Raw genomic sequence first — 19,565 nt, forward strand, 5'->3', positions numbered from 1 at the left:
AGGGGACGTGATGAGCTCGAAATTTTCTGCCGCGAACAAATTGGCGACGTTGCTTGCGGCGGGCGCCGCGATTGCCATGGTCTTCGCGGCACCGGCTTCGGCCGACACCAGGACCAAGCAGCGCTATGACGATCGCGGCCGGCCCGTTTACGGCCCGAGCGGCCCCAACACGGTCTATCAGCAGGGACGCACCCGCATCTATGTGAGCAAGCGCTCCTGGCTCGACGGCGGCACCGAGGTCAATCCGGGCGATCGCAAGTTCTCCGACTACGCCTTCCCGCCGGCGGTGGGCTATCCGTCCTTCGCCCGCGAGAACCTCAACCGCCCGATCGATCGCCAGCCGCTGTCCCCGCCGTCCGATGTCGGCGGCTATCCGCAGAACTTCCCGCTGTACTGAGGCGGACGCAGGCACCGAATCAAATGGCCGGGCTCACGCCCGGCCATTTTTGTTTTCTCGCACCGTCATTCCGGGATGGTGCGCAAGCACCAGACCCGGAATGACGGCACTTGCCGCTTACGCGTGCAGCTTCTGCAATTCCTTCAGGATCGCTTCGCCCATCTGCGTGGTCGAGGCGGCCGTGGTGCCTTCCGACTTGATGTCGGCGGTGCGCAGGCCGCTGGCCAGCACGGCGGCGATCGCGGCATCGACCTTGTCGGCGAGCGCGCCCATGTCGAAGGAGTAGCGCAGCGCCATGCCGAACGACGAGATCATCGCGATCGGATTGGCGAGCCCCTTGCCGGCGATGTCGGGCGCCGAGCCGTGCACGGGCTCGTACAGCGCCTTGCGCTTCTTGCTCTTGACGTCGACCTCGCCGAGCGAGGCCGAGGGCAGCATGCCAAGCGAGCCGGTCAGCATCGCCGCGATGTCGGACAGCATGTCGCCGAACAGATTGTCCGTGACGATGACGTCGAACTGCTTCGGCCACTTCACCAGCATCATGCCGCCGGAATCGGCGAGCTGATGCTCGAGCGTGACGTCGGGATATTCGCGCTTGTGGACCTGGGTCACGACCTCGTTCCAGAGCACGCCCGATTTCATGACGTTGCGCTTCTCCATCGACGTCACCTTGTTCTTGCGCTTCTTGGCAAGGTCGAAGGCGACGCGGGCGATGCGCTCGATCTCATAGGTGTCGTAGACCTGGGTATCGATGGCGCGCTTCTGGCCGTTGCCGAGATCGGTGATGGTCTTGGGCTCGCCGAAATAGACGCCGCCGGTGAGCTCGCGCACGATCATGATGTCGAGGCCCTCGACCGCCTCGCGCTTCAGGCTCGAGGCATCGGCCAGCGCGGGGTAGCACACCGCGGGGCGGAGATTGGCGAACAGGCCGAGATCCTTGCGCAGGCGCAGCAGGCCGGCTTCGGGGCGCACCTCGTAGGGAACGGCATCCCACTTGGGACCACCGACCGCGCCGAAGATGATGGCGTCGGCGGCCAGCGCCTTGGCCATGTCGCCCTCGGAGATCGACACCTTGTGCGCGTCATAGGCGGAGCCGCCGACGAGGCCGGTGTCGGTCTCGAATTTGGCGATCCCGGCCGAATTGAGCCAGTCGATCAGCCGCTTCACCTCGCCCATCACCTCGGGGCCGATACCGTCGCCGGGGAGCAGCAGCAGTTTGTGGGTCGCCATGGTCGTTTCCTTCTCGATCCTCTCTCGTCATTCCGGGACGCGCCTCTTGGCGCGGGCGGGGAATCCATAACCACCAGCCGGGGTTATGGATTCCGGGCTCGCCCGCTTCGCGTGCGCCCCGGAATGACGGCCGGCCGGAGTGCTAGAGCGGCGTTGCGCGCTTGGCAAGACACCATTGCCGCGCCGCGGCTGTGCAAGACCGGCAGGGCCTGCCACAGTGCGGGACGCCGGAGTACCCCCTTGCACGCGCCTGACCGCCCCCCGCCCGACGCGCACCCCGCGCGGCTGATCCTGATCCTGTCGCTGGCAGCGACCGTCGGGCTCGGCATCGGCCGCTTTGCCTATGCGCTGGTGCTGCCCGACATGCGGGAGACCCTCGGCTGGTCCTACTCGGCGGCCGGTTTCATGAACACCATCAACGCCGTCGGCTACCTCGTAGGCGCGCTGGTGGCGTCCCGGCTGATCCAGCGCGTCGGCTGGTCGGCGGCAATCCGCGGCGGAACCCTCGCCTGCGTCGCCGCCCTCGCCACCTGCGCACTGACCGGGAATTTCGTCGCGCTGAGCCTTGCACGCCTGGTGCTGGGCCTGGGTGCCGCGGCCGGATTCGTCGCCGGCGGCGCGCTGGCCGCTTCGATCGCGCAGTCGCAGCCCGCGCGGGCGAATTTCCTGCTCAGCCTGTTCTATGCCGGCCCCGGCATCGGCATTCTCGCCTCGGGGCTGATCGCACCGTTCACGCTCCAGCATTTCGGGCCGGGCTCGTGGTGGCTGGTGTGGTGGGCGATGACGCTGCTCTCGGCCGCGATGACCGTCCCGCTGTTCCTGGTCCGCATCGAGAGCCGCGTGCGTTTCACCGAAGGCAGCCACGCCTCGTTCGCGATTCTCCCCGTGCTGATCTACCTGGCCGGCTACTTCCTGTTCGGCGCCGGCTACATCGCCTACATGACCTTCATGATCGCCTATGTGCGCGACGGCGGTGGCGGAGCCGCGGCGCAGGCGGCGTTCTGGAGCCTGATCGGCCTCAGTGCCTTCGTCACGCCGTGGGTCTGGCGCGGCGTCCTCGCGCTCGATCGCGGCGGGCTTGCCACCGCCATCATCCTCGGCACCAACGCGCTCGGCGCAGCCTTGCCGATGCTGGGGCATTCGCCGGCGTGGCTCGCGGTCTCGGCGGTCGTGTTCGGCGTCGCCTTCTTCGCGGTGGTCGGCTCGACCACGGCCTTCGTCCGCTTCAACTATCCGCCCGAGGTATGGCCGACCGCGATCGCGGCGATGACGATCTCGTTCGGCGTCGGCCAGACGCTGGGGCCGATCGTGGTCGGCGCCATCACGGATGCGCTGGGCAGCCTGAGTTACGCGCTGAACGTCTCGGCGGCGCTGCTGGCGTTGGGCGCGGTGGCGGCGCTGTGCCAGCGGAAGGTGGGGTCTTCATAGCCGTCATTCCGGGGCGCGCGTAGCGCGAACCCGGAATCCAGAGATTGTGGCACGAGATTCCGGGTTCTCGCTTCGCGAGCCCCGGAATGACTGCCTCAATCAGCTCCCGCTGAACGAATTGTACCCCTGGTCTTCCCAGTAGCCGCCCTTGTAGTCGTTGGTGACTTCCATCGAGATCACGTATTTCGGGTTCTTGAAGCCGAGCTTGGTCGGCACGCGGATCTTCATCGGGAAGCCGTAGGCGCGCGGCAAAATCTCGTTGGCATATTTGAACGTCATCTGGGTCTGCGGATGCAGCGCGCTGCGCATGTCGAGAGGCGAGTTGTAGCCGTCCTTGTCGGCGCACTGGAACCAGACATATTTGGCGCGCGTGTCGGCGCCGATCAGCTTGAGGAAATCGCGCAAGGGCGTGCCGGTCCAGCTGCCGATCGCGCTCCAGCCCTCGACGCAGATGTGACGCGTGATCTGCGTGACCTGCGGCAACTTGTAGAGCTCGTCCAGCGTCCAGGACTTCTTGTTGTCGACGAGGCCGCGCACTTCGAGCTTCCAGTCGGCGGCCGAAACCTCGGGCGCGTCGTCGAGATCGTAATAGGCGTTGAATGGAAACGGCTTCGTGATCGCGCTCTCGGGGAAGGTCGGCGCCAGCGCGTCGGGATTGAAGATGAAGGCCTGCACGGCGTCGTTGAACTTCGAGACCTGCGCCAGCAGCGTATCGGCCGAGGACGAGTCCACGACGTCGCAGCCGGTCAGCAGCGTCAGCGCGCCGAGGCTGGCGCCGCCCGCGATGAAGCGGCGACGGGTAAAATCCGGCATCGTCTTGATGGCGTCCTTGATGAGCAACCGCTTGTCAACGCCGGGGATCAGGAATGAACGCTTGGCCATCGCTATTCTCCCTTATCGCCCGATGATCATCGCGCGCAGGCTCTTCGGCACCAGCAGCGCGAGCAGGACGTGAATGACGAGGAAGGCGCAGATCGCGGCCATGCAGAAGAAGTGCACGTAGCGCGCGGTCGGATAATCGCCGAACAGGGTGACGAGCCAATGCAGCTGCACCGGCTTCCACATTCCAAGGCCGGAGAGCACGATCAGCACGCCGACGACGATGATGCCGGCATAGAGCAGTCGCTGCACGTAATTGTAGACGGTGAGATCGTCATGGCCGAGCTTGAAGGTCAGCGCCGCCCTGACGTCGTGGAGCACGCCGGACGGGGTGATCGGCAGCAGTTTTTTCCGGAAGCGGCCGGTGGCGAAGCCGGTGACGAGATAGGCAAGGCCGTTGATCATCAACAGCCACATCGCCGCAAAATGCCAGAGCAGGCCGCCGCCGAGCCAGCCGCCAAGCGTGTACTCGCGCGGGAAACTGAAACCGAACAGCGGCGAGGCGTTGTAGATCTGCCAGCCCGACAGGATCATCAGGATCATGGCAAGAGCGTTGATCCAATGCATGAGGCGGACCCAGGCCGGCTGGATCACTTTGGCCGGGCTGGACCGGACCTGCTCGTCGGTGACTGTAAGGCTCGCCATGGTGGTTCCGTCCTGAACGTCGTGTGACACCGAATATACGCCGATGCGTCCGCTTTCGTTACGCCTGCGCACGACATCGAGTCGATGCCGGCAGGCTATGCTGGTCACAAAAATGCGAGCCGGGTGCCCCCGGCTCGCCGTCTCAAAGCACCCTGTCGGGGATGAAACAGGACGCCGCGGTGTTACGTCGCCGGCATCAGCACGGTGTCGACCACATGGATCACGCCGTTCGACTGGTTGACGTTGGAGATCGTCACCATCGAGGTGCCGCCCTTGGCGTCGACGATCCAGGTCTTGCCGTCCATCTTCTTCACCGTCAGCTCCTCGCCTTCGGCGGTCTTCAGCTTCTTGCCGTCGGTGAGGTCAGAGGCTTCGAGCTTGCCGGGCACGACATGGTAGGTGAGGATCTTGGTCAGCGTCGCCTTGTTCTCGGGCTTGACCAGATTGTCGACGGTGCCGGCCGGCAGCTTGCCGAAGGCCGCGTTGGTCGGCGCGAACACCGTGAACGGACCCTTGCTTTCCAGCGTCGGCACGAGACCGGCCGCCTTCACCGCCGCCACCAGCGTGGTGTGGTCCTTGGAGTTGACCGCGTTCTGGACGATGTTCTTGGACGGGAACATTGCGGCGCCGCCGACCATGACGGTCTTCTCCTCAGCGCGAGCGGGCGCGACGACGGTCGCGGTGATGGCGAGGGCGCTGAAGGCGGCGGCAGCGAGATAGGCAATACGCTTCGACATGGAGGGTCTCCCGATTGAATTGAGACCGGCAATGGCCGGTGCTTGAGTTGGGCAACAACGGCGGCTGCGGCAGTTTTTCGTGAAGCAGCAGCGCGTCGTTGGACCGAACTACGGGAGGGTTGGCGAAGTGGTTTCGAGGAAAAATTCTTTGTGATGCGTGAAACTATGTGCGGGGACGTTCGTGTGTGAGCGGGCGCACCACACATCTCAGGAGCCGTAGGGTGGGCAAAGGCGTGCTTGCGCCGTGCCCACCATCTCGCGCTCGATTGCGATAGGCATGGTGGCACGCTTCGCTTTGCCCACCCTACAAGACTCAATCCCTGTTGTTCGGCGTCTGGATGAACCCGCGATTATGCGTCGGGCTGATCAGGAGCTCGTTGATGCAGACTCGCGCCGGCATCGATGCGATGAAGGCGATGGTGCGGCCGAGATCTTCGGATTGCAGCATCCTGGCCTGCTCCTCCTCGCTCGGCACCACCGGGCGCTGCTTCAGGATCGGCGTCGCGACCTCACCCGGCATCAGGCAACAGGCGCGCAGGCCGTTGACGCATTCGTCCATGTTGAAGGAATGGGTCAGCGCCAGCACCGCGTGCTTGGTCGTGGTGTAGGCAGGACCCGGCATCTTCGAAACGTGCCGGCCGGCCCAGGACGAGACGTTGATGATCGCGCCGTCCTTTTGCTTGCGCATCGTCGGCAGCACCGCGCGCATGCAATAGAGCACGCCGTTAAGGTTGACCTGGACCAGCTTGTCCCAGCCCTCCAGTTCCATGTCCTTCCAGCTTCGCTTCGGGACATTGATGCCGGCATTGTTGACCAGGAGATCGATACGGCCGTGCTTGGCGACGATCTGATCGGCCGCCTTCTGGGCCTCGGCCGCGTTGGACACGTCCAGTGCAATGGCCTCGGCCGCCCCGCCCGCCCCGATGATCTTGGCAACTACGGTATCCAGGGCATCCTTGCGGCGGCCCGAGACCACCACCGTCCAGCCGTCGGCGGCTAACGCCTCGGCGCCGGCCTCCCCGATACCGCTGCCGCCGCCCGTGACCCAGGCCACGCGTTTCCCATTTTTGGTCATGCAAACTGTCTCCGTTGCTTCATCGGGGCGGTTTTTGCTAATCCAGCCCTCGGTTTTGACCGACCTTGTCTTACAAGCCTTGCGGTCGAGGAAATCTTGCATGAACCGAGCTGCCAACGCCAACCTGTTTTCCCGCCTGTTCGACGGCCTGGACGATCCCAAACGCCTCGCGATCGAGACGCATGACGGCGCCCGTATCAGCTATGGCGATCTGATCGCGCGGGCCGGGCAAATGGCGAACGTGCTGGTCGCGCGCGGCGTGAAGCCTGGCGACCGCGTCGCGGTGCAGGTCGAGAAATCGGTCGCGAACATCGTGCTTTATCTCGCCACGGTGCGGGCCGGCGCGGTCTACCTGCCGCTGAACACCGCCTATACGCTCAACGAGCTCGATTACTTCATCGGCGACGCCGAGCCGTCGCTGGTGGTCTGCGATCCCTCCAAGGCCGAGGGCCTCGCCCCGATCGCCGCGAAGGTGAAGGCCGGGGTCGAGACGCTCGGCCCCGACGGCAAGGGCTCTCTGACGGAGGCCGCCGACAAGGCGAGCAGCGCGTTTACGACGGTGCCGCGCGAAAACGACGATCTGGCCGCGATCCTCTACACGTCGGGCACCACCGGCCGCTCCAAGGGGGCGATGCTCACCCACGATAATCTCGCGTCGAACTCGCTCTCGCTCGTCGGCTACTGGCGCTTCACCGACAAGGACGTGCTGATCCACGCGCTGCCGATCTACCATACGCACGGTCTGTTCGTGGCGACCAACGTGACGCTGTTTTCGCGGGCGTCGATGATCTTCCTGCCGAAGCTCGACCCTGACCTGATCATCAAGCTGATGGCGCGCGCCACCGTGCTGATGGGCGTGCCGACCTTCTACACCCGCCTCCTGCAAAATGCCGCGCTGTCGCGCGAGACCACCAGGCACATGCGGCTGTTCATTTCGGGCTCGGCGCCGCTGCTCGCCGAAACCCATCGCGAATGGTCGGCGCGCACCGGACATGCCGTGCTCGAGCGTTACGGCATGACCGAGACCAACATGAACACGTCGAACCCCTATGACGGCGAGCGCGTGCCCGGCGCGGTCGGTTTTCCCCTCCCCGGCGTCTCCCTGCGCGTGACCGACCCCGAGACCGGCAAGGAGCTGCCGCGCGAGGAGATCGGCATGATCGAGGTCAAGGGCCCGAACGTGTTCAAGGGCTACTGGCGCATGCCGGAGAAGACCAAGGCGGAATTCCGGCCCGACGGCTTCTTCATCACCGGCGACCTCGGCAAGATCGACGGCAAGGGCTACGTCCACATCCTCGGCCGCGGCAAGGATCTCGTGATCTCCGGCGGCTTCAACGTCTATCCGAAGGAAATCGAGAGCGAGATCGACGCGATGCCCGGCGTGGTCGAGTCCGCCGTGATCGGCGTGCCGCATGCCGATTTCGGCGAGGGCGTCACCGCCGTGCTGGTCTGCAACAAGGGTGCCGAGGTCAGCGAAGCCTCCGTGCTGAAAGCACTCGACGGCCGGCTCGCCAAATTCAAGATGCCGAAGCGCGTCTTCGTGGTCGACGAGCTGCCGCGCAACACCATGGGCAAGGTGCAGAAGAACGTGCTGCGGGATACCTACAAGGATATCTACGCGAAGAAATAGACATCGCGTTGCTCCAAAACCGCACCGCACTCTCGCTGTCGTCCTGGCGAAAGCCAGGACCCATTACCCCAGGGAGAAGTTGCGGCACGAAGCTGGCAATCACGAGTCTTCGCCAAACCACTCCTTGGGGTAATGGGTCCCGGATCGGCGCTCGCTGCGCGAGCTTGTCCAGGACGACGTTGGAGTTGGCATAGCGCGCTCTCTCAACAACGTCATTGCGAGCGCAGCGAAGCAATCCAGACTGCCGCCGCGGAGAGATTCTGGATTGCTTCGCTGCGCTCGCAATGACGGAGCTCGTGGCGTCTACTGCCCGCCCACCAGACTCACCACAAACCGGCTGCCGACGATGAACAGGTAACACCCGAACGCGGTCTCCAGCGTTCGCTTCGACATCGCATGCGCGGCTCTCACGCCGAGCGGCGCGGTGACGAGGCTCATCGGCATTACCAGCACGGCCCCGATCAGCGAGACGTAGCCGAGCGCGAACGGGACTTGCAGCGCTGCGACGGCCGGGTAGCTCGCCGCCGCCGGCCAGCCGGCATAGATGTAGCCGAGCGCGCCGGGGATCGAGATCAGTACCGCGAGCGCCGACGACGTCGCGACCGCCTGATGGATCGGCCGGCCGTAGAAGGTCATCAGCAGGTTCGAGAACAAGCCGCCGCCGATGCCCATCAGCGTCGACAGGATGCCGACGCAGAAGCCGTAGATCCGCATCACCGGACCTTTCGGCAGATCGTCGCCGAGCTTCCAGGTTTCGCGCGCGAAGATCAGCCGCACGGCGGCCGACCAGGCGACGCAGACGAACACGATCTTGAACAGCCGCTCCGGCGCGTGGCGCGCGACCACGCTGCCGGCGACGACGCCGATCACGATCGGCAGCCACCAGACGCGCAGGATCGCCATGTCGACGGCGCCGCGCTTGTAATGCGCCTGGAACGAGCGAATCGAGGTCGGGATGATCACCGCAAGCGAGGTGCCGACGCAGAGCGGCATGCGCACCTCGAGCGGCACGCCGGCGATGCGGAAGCATTCGTAGAACACCGGCACGAGAATCGCGCCGCCGCCGATCCCGAACACACCGGCCAGAAATCCCGAGAGCGCACCCGTTGCGATCAGCAGCAACGCGAGCTCCACGATCTCCTTGATATCAAGTCCCGCCATCAGCACGTCCAAAGCCTGTTCTCAACGACAGGGATAGACCCTTTCGCATTGCGCGACTATCGGCGAAGCTGGATAGACTATCTTGCTGAAAACGGAAGGATGGCCATGGACCAGCTCGCGGCGATGGCGACCTTTGTCCGGGCTGTCGACAGCGGCAGCCTGTCCGCGGCGGCGCGGTCGTTGCCGAGCTCGCTGACGGCAGTGAGCCGACAGATTTCGGCGCTCGAACAGCATTTCGGCACGCGCCTGCTGGTGCGTACGACGCGGCAGCTGGCGCTCACGGACGACGGCCGCATGCTCTACGAGCGCGCCAAGTCGATCCTCGGCGAGGTCAAGGAGATCGAGGAGGCGCTGGCGGGAAGCCGCCGCGAGCCGTCGGGGCGCCTGCGCGTGAGTGCGCCGACATTGATGGGGCGCCTGCTGATCGCACCGCTGCTGGGCGACTTTCTGCACGCCTGTCCCTCGCTGTCAGTCGATCTGCTGCTGGTCGATCGCAACGTCAACCTGATCGAGGAGGACGTCCATCTGGCGCTTCGCGTCGGGCGCATTCCCGATTCCCAGCTCGTGACGCGGAAACTCGCGGAGGTGCAGATGATCCATTGCGCCTCGCCTGGCTACCTCGCGCGCCGCGGCGAGCCGCAGAGCCCGTCCGATCTGCCGCGGCATGATTGCCTGGTGTTCTCCGATGCGCCGGGTGCAGCGACCTGGCGATTCGGCCGCGACGCGAAGGGCGGATCGCGAATCAGGATAGCGGGACGGCTCTGGGTCAACAGTCTCGACGCGCTCGCCAGCGCCGCGGAGAACGGCGCCGGCATCGTCCGCGTGCCGTCATGGCAGGTGGAAAGGCAACTTGCCGAGGGGCGCCTGCGTCGTCTGTTGCGTGAGCATGAACCTGCTCCGGCTCCGCTCCACGCGCTCTATCAGCCGTCGCGCCTGGGGTCGGCGAAGATTCGTGCATTCATCGATTTCCTGGTCGAGCGATGGCGCGGCAGCGATCCCCTCGGACGCTGATTCCTGCGGCGGGGTGGGATGCAGGCCGCGCATATCCACCCGTCAGACGAAAAATCGGTGCGCGCGGCGGAAATCGAAATTTCCTCGCCGGCGATTCGTGCCGACGTGGGCGTCATGAACTGACTGGTTCGAACTCTGGCTGGCCCGCGGCGGCTTAGAGCCGTTCCAATAGTAATTTCAATGTGCCTCGGCCGTCGCCACAAAAGATGAATATATATTCTATTCTTTGTCGGCACACCATTGCTCTGGTATACCAAGCCCCTGATTGGCCTTGTTTCATCAACGCTGTAGCGCTGAACCACGGTTCGATTTATGGCGATTTGGTGATTGCGCAGGCCAAATCGACTCCGTAAATAGAGCCGACCTTTCGCGATCCCCGCGCGCCCCCTGCTGGGCCGCTACACAACATCAAAGCCCATGACCGCACGGATCGAACGACCGCTTTCACCACACATGCAAGTCTACCGCTGGACGTTGACGATGGCGCTGTCCATCGTCCATCGCGCCACCGGAATCGCCCTCTATGCCGGAACCCTGCTGCTGGCCTGGTGGCTGATCGCGGCGGCCTCCGGCCCCGCCGCCTATTCCCACGTCCAGGCCTTCACCGGCAGCATCATCGGCCGGCTGATCGTGTTCGGCTACACCTGGGCGCTGATGCACCATATGCTGAGCGGCATCCGGCACTTCGTCTGGGACCTCGGCTACGGCTTCAAGGCCAATGAGCGCGAAGCGCTGACCTGGGGCGCGCTGATCGGCGGCATCGTGCTGACGGTGCTGATCTGGATCGTCGCCTACGCGATCGGAGGTGGACGATGAGCGCAACCGATACGCCGAAGCGCAGCATGCGCACCCCGCTCGGCCGCGTCCGCAATCTCGGCGCGGCGCATTCGGGCACGTCGGACTTCTGGCGCCAGCGCATCACCGGCGTCGCGATGGTGCTGATGATGATCCCGGTGATCGTGATCATCGTGATGCTGTTCGGCCGCAACCAGGCCTTCGTAGCGCAGACCATCGGCTCGCTGCCGATCGCCATCATCATGCTGCTCTTCATCTTCGCCAGCGCCTGGCACATGAAGATCGGCATGCAGGTGGTGATCGAGGACTACGTCCATAACGAGAAGCTGAAGCTCACGGCGATCATGCTCAACAACTTCTTCTCGATCGCCGTGGCACTCGCCTCGACCTACGCGATCCTGAAACTTTCATCCGGAGTGTAACCCATGGCCAACGAGACGAATGGCAAGGGCAACGGCGCTCCCGCCACCAACGGAAAAGCCTATCCCATCGAAGACCACACCTATGACGTCGTCGTGGTCGGCGCCGGCGGCGCGGGACTGCGCGCCGTGGTCGGCTGCAGCGAGGCGGGCCTGCGCACGGCCTGCATCACCAAGGTGTTTCCGACCCGCTCGCACACGGTCGCGGCGCAAGGCGGCATCTCCGCCTCGCTCGGCAACATGCACAAGGACGACTGGCGCTGGCACATGTACGACACCGTGAAGGGGTCGGACTGGCTGGGCGACCAGGACGCGATCGAATACATGGTGCGCAACGCGCCCGACGCGGTCTACGAGCTCGAACATTGGGGCGTGCCGTTCTCGCGCACCGAGGACGGCAAGATCTACCAGCGCCCGTTTGGCGGCATGACGTTGGACTTCGGCAAGGGTCAGGCGCAGCGCACCTGCGCCGCCGCGGACCGCACCGGCCATGCCATGCTGCACACGATGTACGGCCAGTCGCTGCGTCACGCGGCCGAATTCTTCATCGAGTTCTTCGCCATCGACCTGATCATGGACGACCAGGGCACCTGCCGCGGCGTCATCGCGCTCAAGCTCGATGACGGCACGCTGCATCGCTTCCGCGCCCAGACCGTGATTCTCGCGACCGGCGGCTACGGCCGCGCCTATGCCTCCTGCACCTCGGCGCACACCTGCACCGGCGACGGCGGCGGCATGGTGCTGCGCGCCGGCCTGCCGATGCAGGACATGGAGTTTGTGCAGTTCCATCCGACCGGCATCTACGGCTCGGGCTGTCTCGTCACCGAAGGCGCGCGCGGCGAAGGCGGCTATCTCGTCAACTCCGAGGGCGAGCGCTTCATGGAGCGCTACGCGCCGTCGGCCAAGGACCTCGCATCGCGCGACGTCGTCTCGCGCGCGATGACCATCGAGATCCGTGAAGGGCGCGGCGTCGGCAAGAAGAAGGACCACATCTTCCTTCATCTCGACCATCTCGATCCCGCGGTGCTGGCCGAGCGCCTGCCGGGCATCTCCGAATCCGCGAAGATCTTCGCCAATGTCGACGTGACGCGCGAGCCGATCCCGATCGTGCCGACCGTGCACTACAACATGGGCGGCATCCCGACGAACTATCACGGCGAAGTGCTGACCAAGAAGGACGGCGACGACAACGCCGTCATCCCCGGCCTGATGGCGATCGGCGAAGCGGCCTGCGTCTCCGTGCACGGCGCCAACCGTCTCGGCTCCAACTCGCTGATCGACCTCGTGGTGTTCGGCCGCGCCGCCGCGCTGCGGCTGGCCGAGAAGCTCACGCCCAACGCCAAGCAGCCCGAGCTGCCGGCGAACTCCGCCGAGCTCGCGCTCGGCCGCCTCGATCATTACCGCTACGCCTCCGGCGGCACGCCGACCGCAAAGCTGCGCGAAGGCATGCAGCACGTGATGCAGAGCAACTGCGCCGTGTTCCGCACCGGCGAAGTCCTGAGCGAAGGCCAGAACCTGATCGAGAAGGTCCACAGCGGCATCACCGACATCGCCGTGTCCGACCGCTCGCTGGTGTGGAATTCGGACCTCGTCGAGACGCTGGAGTTCGACAATCTGATCGCGCAGGCGGTGGTGACGATGAACTCGGCCGCCAACCGCACCGAGAGCCGCGGCGCCCACGCCCGCGAGGATTTTTCCGAGCGCGACGACAAGAACTGGATGAAGCACACGCTGGCCTGGCTGGACGATGCCGGCAAGGTCAAGATCGAGTATCGCCCGGTTCACGACTACACCATGACCAACGACGTGCAGTACATCCCGCCCAAGGCGCGCGTGTACTGATCGAACAGTAGCCGTCATTCCGGGGCGATGCATCGACCCCGGAATCTCGAGATTCCGGGTCTGGTCCTTCGGACCATCCCGGAATGACGAAAGGTTAGAGCAATGGTTGAATTCGCACTTCCGAAGAACTCCAAGATCACCGGCGGCAAGACCTGGCCGAAGCCCGCGGGCGCGACTGACGTTCGCGAATTCCGCGTCTATCGCTGGAATCCGGACGACGGCAAGAATCCGAGCGTCGACACCTACTACGTCGACACCAATGATTGCGGTCCGATGGTGCTGGACGGCCTGATCTGGATCAAGAACAACATCGACCCGTCGCTGACCTTCCGCCGCTCCTGCCGCGAAGGCGTCTGCGGCTCCTGCGCCATGAACATCGACGGCCAGAACACGCTGGCCTGCACCCGCTCGATGCACGACGTGAAGGACGGCGCGGTGAAGATCAATCCGCTGCCGCACCAGCCGGTCGTGAAGGACCTGGTTCCCGACCTCACCAATTTCTACGCGCAGTATGCCTCCGTCGAGCCGTGGCTGAAGACGACCTCGCCGACGCCGCAGAAGGAATGGCGCCAGAGCCACGAGGACCGCGAGAAGCTCGACGGCCTCTACGAGTGCATCCTCTGCGCCTGCTGCTCGACCTCGTGCCCGAGCTATTGGTGGAACAGCGACCGCTATCTCGGCCCCGCCGCGCTGCTCCAGGCCAACCGCTGGGTCTCCGATTCGCGGGACGAGGCGACCGGCGAGCGGCTCGACAATCTCGAGGACCCGTTCCGGCTCTACCGCTGCCACACCATCATGAACTGCGCCAAGGCCTGCCCGAAGGGCCTCAACCCGGCGGAAGCCATCGCCGAGCTCAAGCTCAAGATGGTCGAACGGCAGATCTAGACCTGATTCATGCATCGATCCCCGGCCGAAATGGCCGGGGCCTGCTACGGCCAGCGTCAATTTGAGTAGATTTTTCCGCCAACCCGCGCCGCGGGCGATTATCTGGAATTGCAACCACCGGTTCCGGTCATAAGCGGCTTCCTTCCCAGCGGGAAATTCAGTTAAGCTCGGGTCCAGGGACCGGAGCGACTGTGCAGGGTGCGCAACGCAATTCGCTGAAGCTGTTGCAGTGGATGATGGCGGCATCCCTGGCATTGCCGATTGCCCTGTTCGCGATCGCCGCCACGATCTCCTACACATCGACCAAAGATATCGCCGACCGCGAGATCGAGCGCACCCTCGACGTCGCGCATGAGCACGCGCTCAAGGTGTTCGAGACCATCGACCGCAGCCTTGCCGAGCTCAACGAGGTCGTGCGCGGCCTCCCCGACGACCTCATCCGCGCGCGCGAACCGGCGCTGCACCGCCGCCTGAAGCGGCTGGCCGATTCGCTGCCGCAGCTCAAATCGGCCTGGATCTTCGATGCGAACGGAAAGGCGCTGGTCAACAGCCTCGCCTCGCCGCCGCCGGAGCTGAGCTTCGCGGACCGCGACTACTTCTACGCCCATGTCGACCAGGCCATCGGCACGTTCATCGGCATGCCCCTGACGCCGCGTCCGCCCTATCAGGGTGCGCGCTTCTTCGGGATGAGCCGCCGCCGCGACTCCGACGACGGCAGCTTCATCGGCGTGATCCAGGCCTCCGTCCTGCCGGAATATTTCGAGAGCTTCTACGCCAGGATCGGCTCCGATCCCGGTAGCTTCTTCGCGATGGGTCGCGCCGACGGCGTGGTGCTGGCGCATTTTCCGCGGCTCGACCGCGACCTCCGGCTTGATCCAGGCGGGCCGGTCGGCCGCCAGATCGCCGCGCACCCCGCGCACGGGCTCATGACCATCGCGTGGCCGTCAGACGGGATCGAGCGCCGGCTCGGCTACAGGCGCATCGCCGAATATCCGATCTATGTCAGCGCGGGGCTCGAGACCTCGGCCATCCGCGCGCGCTGGCTCGCCACAATGGGCCAGCATCTCGTGTTCGGCGTTCCCGCGACCGCACTGCTGTTCCTGCTGCTCGCGTTCGCCTTCCGGCGCACCCAGCATCTCCAGACCGAAGCCGCAAAGCGGCGCGAGGCCGAGGAGGCGCTCAAGCACAGCCAGCGCCTGGAGGCGCTGGGCCAGCTCACCGGCGGCGTCGCACACGACTTCAACAATCTGCTGACCGTGATCCGCGCCTCCGTCGACCTCTTGAACCGGCCGCAACTGACGGAGGAGCGGCGGCAGCGCTACATGACCGCGATCGCGGATGCGGTCGCGCGCGCCGCCAGGCTGACGTCGCAGCTCCTCGCCTTCGCGCGGCGCCAGACCCTGAAACCGGAGGTGTTCGACGTCGGCGAGCGGATGCAGTCGCTGCACGACATGCTCGCCACCTTGCTGGGACCCGCGATCGAGATCGCGACACAGCTGCCGGCCGAGCCGTGCCTCGTCAATGCCGATGCCAGCCAGTTCGAGACGGCGCTGATCAACATGGCGACCAATGCGCGCGATGCCATGCAGGGCAAGGGCCGGATCAGCTTCAAGGTCGAGGTGGCGACGACCGTTCCGGACACACTGGCGCATCTTCCGGGCGGTCATATCCCTGACAGCAATGGCTTCGTCTGCGTCGTCGTCAGCGATACCGGAATCGGCATTCCGGCCGCGCGCCTCGGGCGCATCTTCGAGCCGTTCTTCACCACCAAGCAGGTCGGCCACGGGACGGGTCTTGGCCTTTCCCAGGTGTTTGGCTTTGCCCGGCAATCCGGCGGCGAGGTGACGGTCACGAGCGAAGTCGGCCAGGGCAGCACCTTCTCGCTCTATTTGCCGCGCGTGCCGGCGGACTTGCTGCCGCAGCAGCAGGCGCCGAACACCGCACCGGCGCTGCCGGGCAGCGGCATGTCGGTGCTGGTGGTCGAGGACAATATCGAGCTCGCCAATTTCGCCGCCGATGGACTGACCGAGCTCGGCTACAGCATCACCCTGGTCGACAACGCCGCCGACGCGCTCGCCGAGCTGGTCGTGGACACGGATCGTTTCGACGTCGTGTTCTCCGATGTGGTCATGCCCGGCATGACCGGGCTCGAGCTGGCGCGGGCGATCCGCGATCGCGGCATCGGCGCACCGGTCGTGCTGACCACCGGCTACAGCGAGGCGCTGGCGCAGGACGGCAGCGACGGTTTCGAACTCGTGCAAAAGCCCTATTCGATCGAGGAGCTGTCGCAGATCCTCCACAGAGCCGCGCGGCGGCGGCGGGTACGCGGTGGCGCGGCCGAATAGCCCGGCCTCGGAACCGCTGGGAACCGACTGATTTCCCTTGCGTTGTCCGGCCATGCAAAAACCGGCCGGGAAGCGCGAACAGGGCAAGAAGCCGCCCATCATCGAAATCGAGGGCGAGACTGGCGAGGACGTGGCTCCGCCCCCGCCCGAGGAGCTCGAACCCGATCCCGAGCTGTCACCTGAGGAGGCCGAGCAGGCGCGCAAGGATTATCTGCTGACCCGCTTCTGGATCAGCGCGCGCGGCTTCTGGGGCCGCAACGGCGATCGCCTCGCCTGGCCGTTCTCGATCGGCCTCGGCATGCTGATCGTCCTCACCGTCGCCTTCCAGTACGGCATCAATGTCTGGAATCGCGCGATCTTCGACGCCATCGAGAAGCGCGATGCGACCAGCGTGTTTCATCTCACCGCGGTGTTCGTGCCGCTCGCGATCGGCAGCATCGTGCTCGGCGTGGCCCAGGTGTTCGCGCGGATGGGCATCCAGCGGCGCTGGCGGGCCTGGCTCACGGCGAGCGTGCTGACGCGCTGGCTCGCCAACGGGCGCTACTACCAGCTCAACCTCGTCGGCGGCGACCACAAGAATCCCGAATACCGGATCGCGGAGGATCTGCGCATCGCGACCGATTCGCCGGTCGATTTCCTCGCCGGCGTCACCTCGGCACTGCTGTCGGCGGTGACCTTCATCGTGGTGCTCTGGACCATCGGCGGCGCGCTCACGATCGCGCTGGGTGGATCGACCATCACCATTCCCGGCTTCCTCGTGATCGCCGCGATCCTCTACGCCGCGATCGCATCGAGCTCGATCGTGGTGATCGGCCGCCGATTCGTGCAGATCTCCGAAGACAAGAACCAGGCCGAGGCCGATTTCCGCTACACCCTGACGCGCGTGCGCGAGAACGGCGAGAGCATCGCGCTGCTCGGCGGCGAGGAGGAGGAGCGCGGCGGCATCGACCGCAATTTCACCAACGTGCTGCGGCAATGGGCGCGGCTCGCCGGCCAGCACATGCGCACCACGCTGGTGTCGCAGGGATCGAACCTCGTTGCACCGGTGGTGCCTCTGCTGCTCTGCGCGCCCAAATTCCTCGACGGCAGCATGACGCTCGGACAGGTGATGCAGGCGGCCTCCGCCTTCACCATCGTGCAGGGCGCGTTCGGCTGGCTGGTCGACAATTATCCGAGGCTGGCCGACTGGAACGCCTGCGCGCGCCGCATCGCCTCGCTGATGATGTCGCTGGACGGCCTCGAGCGCGCCGAGCAGGGCGACGGCATCGGCCGCATCAAGCGCGGCGAGACCAGCAACGAGGCGATGCTGGAGCTGAACGACCTCTCGGTCACGCTCGACGACGGCACCGCCGTGGTCGGCGAGACCGAGGTGGTGATCGAGCCCGGCGAGCGCCTGCTGGTCGCCGGCGAATCCGGCACCGGCAAGAGCACGCTGGTGCGCGCCATTGCGGGGCTGTGGCCGTGGGGCGGCGGCAGCGTCAATTTCCATCCCGACCGGCGACTGTTCATGCTGCCGCAGCGGCCTTACGTGCCCTCCGGATCCCTGCGCCGCGCCGTCGCCTATCCCGGGGCCGAAGACGACTGGACCGTCGACGAAATCGGAGAAGCCTTGCACAAGGTCGGCCTCGACCATCTCAAGGAGAAGATCGAGGAGGAAGGACCGTGGGACCAGACGCTGTCCGGCGGCGAGAAGCAGCGCCTCGCCTTCGCGCGGCTCCTGCTGCACAACCCCGACATCGTCGTCCTGGACGAGGCGACCTCGGCGCTCGACGAGAAGAGCCAGGACAAGATGATGAAGATGGTCACCGACGCGCTGCCGAAGGCGACCATCGTCAGCGTCGCGCACCGCGTCGAGCTGGAAGCCTTCCACAGCCGCAAGATCGTGCTGGAGCGGCGCAAGGGCGGCGCCAAGCTCGTCAGCGACATCGACCTGATCCCGCGCAAGGGCCGGCGCAGGCTGCTCGGCCGCTTCCTGCGCCCGCGCAGGCCAGCGCCGACAAGGGCGGCGTGAAGCGCTTCTCTCTCCCTCGTCGTCCCGGACAAGCGCAGCGAAGCGGAGCGCCGATCCGGGACCCATACCCACAGGGAGAGATTTGGCGAAGACTCGGAGTGGGAGTTTGGCGTCACGACTCCTCCCTGGGGTTACGGGTCCCGGGCTCGCTTCGCGCCCCGGGACGACACCGGTGATCGAGCGTTGGAGTCCCCGGCAAAACCGGCTATGCATGCGCCGCTTGCAACGAGGACCACCTGCTTGACGACCGACAACGCCCCTTCGTCCGCGCCGTTCGGCACGTTTGCGCCGAATGCGGCGCAGGCCGCGATCATTCGCCTCGCGACGCAATCGGGGCTGAAGCGCGGCGCGTTCCGGCCCTGGCTGTCGCGGCTGGTCAATCTGCTGCGCGGCGGTCCGGTCGACGTGCAGTATCAGGGCGCCTCGTTCCGCTTCTACCACCAGGGCAGCGCGACCGAGCGCGGCGCGCTGTTCAACCCCGACTACAATCTCGACGAGCTCGACTTCCTGCGCCAGCATACCCCGGCGGGCGGCGTGTTCGTGGACGTCGGCGCCAATGTCGGCACGTTTGCCCTGGTGATGGCGCGGCAGGTCGGGCCCGCAGGCAAGGTGATCGCGATCGAGCCGCATCCGCTGACCTTCGGACGTCTCTCCTTCAACCACGCCGCCTCGAAAGCGACGCAGGTCCGCCTGGTGCAGGCCGCAGCAGGCGACAGCGACGGCGAGCTGATGATCGAGAGCGGCGGCGGCAATCTCGGTGCCACCCACGTCGTCACCGGCACGGCCAGCGCCGATGCGATCAAGGTCCCGTCGCTGCGCTTGATGCGCATTCTCGACGAGGCCGGCGTCACGCAGGTCGACGCGCTCAAGATCGACGTCGAAGGCTTCGAGGACCGCGTGCTGACCGGCTTCTTCCGCGACGCGCCGCAAGCGCTGTGGCCACGCGCGGTGGTGATCGAGCATCTGTCACAAAAGGAATGGCAGCAGGATTGTATTGCCGACATGGTCGCGCGCGGCTTTGCGATCGCACGCAAGACACGAAGCAATACGTTCCTGTCACGCTGACAGGGGCGAA

17 protein-coding genes are annotated in these 19,565 nt (G+C 65.6%); 11 read left to right on the forward strand and 6 right to left on the reverse strand.

Annotated features, from left to right (window positions below; translation table 11 throughout):
* Nucleotides 1–10: 10 nt before the first annotated feature.
* Complete coding sequence (locus BJA_RS02535) at nucleotides 11–397, forward strand: hypothetical protein (protein WP_028174905.1); 387 nt, start codon at nucleotides 11–13, stop codon at nucleotides 395–397.
* 117 nt (nucleotides 398–514) lie between these two features.
* On the opposite strand, the gene leuB is transcribed toward BJA_RS02535, so the two are convergent.
* Nucleotides 515–1,627 (reverse strand): 3-isopropylmalate dehydrogenase, encoded by a 1,113-nt coding sequence (gene leuB, locus BJA_RS02540; protein WP_011083334.1) that lies wholly within the window; start codon nucleotides 1,625–1,627, stop codon nucleotides 515–517.
* 240 nt (nucleotides 1,628–1,867) lie between these two features.
* Here leuB and BJA_RS02545 point away from each other — a divergent pair, with 240 nt between their 5' ends.
* Nucleotides 1,868–3,055 carry a YbfB/YjiJ family MFS transporter gene (locus BJA_RS02545; RefSeq protein WP_038965084.1) on the forward strand — a complete coding sequence of 396 codons (1,188 nt, stop codon included), beginning with the start codon at nucleotides 1,868–1,870 and terminating at the stop codon, nucleotides 3,053–3,055.
* A gap of 99 nt (nucleotides 3,056–3,154) precedes the next feature.
* Here BJA_RS02545 and BJA_RS02550 read toward each other — a convergent pair whose 3' ends face one another.
* The 4 genes from BJA_RS02550 to BJA_RS02565 all read right to left on the reverse strand — a co-directional run bounded on the left by BJA_RS02550 (nucleotide 3,155) and on the right by BJA_RS02565 (nucleotide 6,391).
* Nucleotides 3,155–3,937: a molybdopterin-binding protein gene (locus tag BJA_RS02550; protein ID WP_011083336.1), complete on the reverse strand. Its 783-nt coding sequence runs from the start codon at nucleotides 3,935–3,937 to the stop codon at nucleotides 3,155–3,157.
* A gap of 12 nt (nucleotides 3,938–3,949) precedes the next feature.
* On the reverse strand, nucleotides 3,950–4,579 hold the full coding sequence (locus BJA_RS02555) for a cytochrome b/b6 domain-containing protein (protein WP_011083337.1): 630 nt from the start codon (nucleotides 4,577–4,579) through the stop codon (nucleotides 3,950–3,952).
* 182 nt (nucleotides 4,580–4,761) lie between these two features.
* Nucleotides 4,762–5,316 carry a fasciclin domain-containing protein gene (locus BJA_RS02560; protein WP_011083338.1) on the reverse strand — a complete coding sequence of 185 codons (555 nt, stop codon included), beginning with the start codon at nucleotides 5,314–5,316 and terminating at the stop codon, nucleotides 4,762–4,764.
* A 313-nt stretch (nucleotides 5,317–5,629) separates the two neighbouring features.
* Entirely contained in the window at nucleotides 5,630–6,391 is a 762-nt protein-coding gene (locus BJA_RS02565) for an SDR family oxidoreductase (RefSeq protein WP_011083339.1), read from the reverse strand.
* Nucleotides 6,392–6,491: 100 nt separating this feature from the next.
* On the opposite strand from BJA_RS02565, the gene BJA_RS02570 reads away from it, so the two are divergent.
* Nucleotides 6,492–8,021, forward strand: coding sequence for a malonate--CoA ligase (locus tag BJA_RS02570; protein WP_011083340.1), 1,530 nt, complete (start codon nucleotides 6,492–6,494; stop codon nucleotides 8,019–8,021).
* Between the two features lie 303 nt (nucleotides 8,022–8,324).
* Here the strand turns inward: BJA_RS02570 and BJA_RS02575 are convergent, their stop codons facing one another.
* A complete protein-coding gene (locus BJA_RS02575; RefSeq protein WP_038965087.1) occupies nucleotides 8,325–9,185 on the reverse strand; it encodes a sulfite exporter TauE/SafE family protein in 861 nt (286 codons plus the stop codon).
* A gap of 102 nt (nucleotides 9,186–9,287) precedes the next feature.
* Between BJA_RS02575 and BJA_RS02580 the strand changes: the two genes are divergently transcribed.
* The 8 genes from BJA_RS02580 to BJA_RS02615 all read left to right on the forward strand — a co-directional run bounded on the left by BJA_RS02580 (nucleotide 9,288) and on the right by BJA_RS02615 (nucleotide 19,555).
* Nucleotides 9,288–10,193, forward strand: a complete 906-nt coding sequence (locus tag BJA_RS02580; RefSeq protein ID WP_038965085.1) for a LysR family transcriptional regulator — start codon at nucleotides 9,288–9,290, stop codon at nucleotides 10,191–10,193.
* A 417-nt stretch (nucleotides 10,194–10,610) separates the two neighbouring features.
* Nucleotides 10,611–11,009, forward strand: a complete 399-nt coding sequence (gene sdhC / locus BJA_RS02585; protein WP_011083343.1) for a succinate dehydrogenase, cytochrome b556 subunit — start codon at nucleotides 10,611–10,613, stop codon at nucleotides 11,007–11,009.
* Nucleotides 11,006–11,410, forward strand: coding sequence for a succinate dehydrogenase, hydrophobic membrane anchor protein (gene sdhD, locus BJA_RS02590; RefSeq protein ID WP_011083344.1), 405 nt, complete (start codon nucleotides 11,006–11,008; stop codon nucleotides 11,408–11,410). Before sdhC ends, sdhD begins: the two co-directional genes overlap by 4 nt.
* Before the next feature lie 3 nt (nucleotides 11,411–11,413).
* Entirely contained in the window at nucleotides 11,414–13,249 is a 1,836-nt protein-coding gene (gene sdhA / locus BJA_RS02595; protein ID WP_011083345.1) for a succinate dehydrogenase flavoprotein subunit, read from the forward strand.
* Between the two features lie 102 nt (nucleotides 13,250–13,351).
* Entirely contained in the window at nucleotides 13,352–14,134 is a 783-nt protein-coding gene (locus BJA_RS02600; RefSeq protein ID WP_011083346.1) for a succinate dehydrogenase iron-sulfur subunit, read from the forward strand.
* Nucleotides 14,135–14,325: 191 nt separating this feature from the next.
* Nucleotides 14,326–16,479, forward strand: coding sequence for a hybrid sensor histidine kinase/response regulator (locus BJA_RS02605; protein ID WP_011083347.1), 2,154 nt, complete (start codon nucleotides 14,326–14,328; stop codon nucleotides 16,477–16,479).
* A 52-nt stretch (nucleotides 16,480–16,531) separates the two neighbouring features.
* Nucleotides 16,532–18,490, forward strand: coding sequence for an ABC transporter ATP-binding protein/permease (locus tag BJA_RS02610; RefSeq protein WP_011083348.1), 1,959 nt, complete (start codon nucleotides 16,532–16,534; stop codon nucleotides 18,488–18,490).
* Nucleotides 18,491–18,730: 240 nt separating this feature from the next.
* Entirely contained in the window at nucleotides 18,731–19,555 is an 825-nt protein-coding gene (locus BJA_RS02615) for an FkbM family methyltransferase (protein WP_038965090.1), read from the forward strand.
* Nucleotides 19,556–19,565 lie beyond the last annotated feature (10 nt).

It is taken from the genome of Bradyrhizobium diazoefficiens USDA 110 (assembly GCF_000011365.1).
GTDB classification, from domain to species: Bacteria; Pseudomonadota; Alphaproteobacteria; order Rhizobiales; family Xanthobacteraceae; genus Bradyrhizobium; species Bradyrhizobium diazoefficiens.

What these genes read in the sequence shown, in the direction of transcription:
- BJA_RS02570 (WP_011083340.1), top strand. Translation starts at nt 6,492, where the DNA reads ATGAACCGAGCTGCCAACGCCAACCTGTTTTCCCGCCTGTTCGACGGC.
- leuB (WP_011083334.1), bottom strand. Translation starts at nt 1,627, where the DNA reads ATGGCGACCCACAAACTGCTGCTGCTCCCCGGCGACGGTATCGGCCCC.
- sdhD (WP_011083344.1), top strand. Translation starts at nt 11,006, where the DNA reads ATGAGCGCAACCGATACGCCGAAGCGCAGCATGCGCACCCCGCTCGGC.
- BJA_RS02580 (WP_038965085.1), top strand. Translation starts at nt 9,288, where the DNA reads ATGGACCAGCTCGCGGCGATGGCGACCTTTGTCCGGGCTGTCGACAGC.
- BJA_RS02560 (WP_011083338.1), bottom strand. Translation starts at nt 5,316, where the DNA reads ATGTCGAAGCGTATTGCCTATCTCGCTGCCGCCGCCTTCAGCGCCCTC.
- BJA_RS02535 (WP_028174905.1), top strand. Translation starts at nt 11, where the DNA reads ATGAGCTCGAAATTTTCTGCCGCGAACAAATTGGCGACGTTGCTTGCG.
- BJA_RS02555 (WP_011083337.1), bottom strand. Translation starts at nt 4,579, where the DNA reads ATGGCGAGCCTTACAGTCACCGACGAGCAGGTCCGGTCCAGCCCGGCC.
- BJA_RS02610 (WP_011083348.1), top strand. Translation starts at nt 16,532, where the DNA reads ATGCAAAAACCGGCCGGGAAGCGCGAACAGGGCAAGAAGCCGCCCATC.
- BJA_RS02565 (WP_011083339.1), bottom strand. Translation starts at nt 6,391, where the DNA reads ATGACCAAAAATGGGAAACGCGTGGCCTGGGTCACGGGCGGCGGCAGC.
- BJA_RS02550 (WP_011083336.1), bottom strand. Translation starts at nt 3,937, where the DNA reads ATGGCCAAGCGTTCATTCCTGATCCCCGGCGTTGACAAGCGGTTGCTC.
- sdhC (WP_011083343.1), top strand. Translation starts at nt 10,611, where the DNA reads ATGACCGCACGGATCGAACGACCGCTTTCACCACACATGCAAGTCTAC.
- sdhA (WP_011083345.1), top strand. Translation starts at nt 11,414, where the DNA reads ATGGCCAACGAGACGAATGGCAAGGGCAACGGCGCTCCCGCCACCAAC.
- BJA_RS02600 (WP_011083346.1), top strand. Translation starts at nt 13,352, where the DNA reads ATGGTTGAATTCGCACTTCCGAAGAACTCCAAGATCACCGGCGGCAAG.